Source organism: Alteromonas sp. KUL49 (genome assembly GCF_006538345.1).
Classification (GTDB): domain Bacteria; phylum Pseudomonadota; class Gammaproteobacteria; order Enterobacterales; family Alteromonadaceae; genus Alteromonas.
Genome location: NZ_BJKL01000038.1, coordinates 1 through 876 on the forward strand (window position 1 = coordinate 1; position 876 = coordinate 876).

Genomic DNA, 876 nt, shown 5'->3' on the forward strand with positions numbered 1-876 from the left:
GCAGGCGAAAGCATCACGGTTGACGGCAAAGGCACCATCAGCATCGACAGCGAAGGTAACTACACCTTCACGCCAGAGGGTAACTACAACGGCGCGTTCCCAACGGTTACGTACACCATGACCGACGGTCTGGAAGTGGACGGCACGCCATTAGAAACATCGACGTTGGATCTGACGGTGACGCCAGTCAACGACACGTTCGAGGATGCGAATGAAAGCATCAATGTTGCAGAAGACAGCGTGAATAACACGGGCAACGTGTTAACGGGCACTGAAAGCCCGGATGGCGACGTGAAAGTGACGACGTTCAGCGTGGACGGCCAGACTGCGAACGCAGGCGAAAGCATCACGGTTGACGGCAAAGGCACCATCAGCATCGACAGCGAAGGTAACTACACCTTCACGCCAGAGGGTAACTACAACGGCGCGTTCCCAACGGTTACGTACACCATGACCGACGGTCTGGAAGTGGACGGCACGCCATTAGAAACATCGACGTTGGATCTGACGGTGACGCCAGTCAACGACAAACCAACCGCAACCGACTTCTCTGTGACCCTAGACAACCAAGATGAGGCATTCTTTACGTTTGATGGTGGTCAGTCTGGTTCTCAAGATAACGTTGGTGACATTGAAGATGATGCTTCCGGAACGTCAGTTAATGTGAAGATTCTTGAAGAGCCATTATTCGGTAACCTTTACGACGTTAGTGGCGGCGGCAAAGTACTGATTAAAGCTGGAGATATCATCAGCAGTGATGCTCAAATTGAATATGAACAAGACCAGAATGCGGTTGACAACTTAGACTTCGTTGCAAGTACGTTCCAAGGCCAAGTTGGGAATGGGACTACTAGTGTTAGCTACCTACAGAGCGAC

At 51.5% G+C, this 876-nt stretch carries 1 protein-coding gene; it reads left to right on the forward strand.

The genetic code is table 11. The annotated features are described in order from the left end of the window. Positions 1 to 876: cadherin-like domain-containing protein (locus tag EYS00_RS20635; protein ID WP_165399449.1), on the forward strand; the 876-nt coding region annotated here is incomplete at both ends.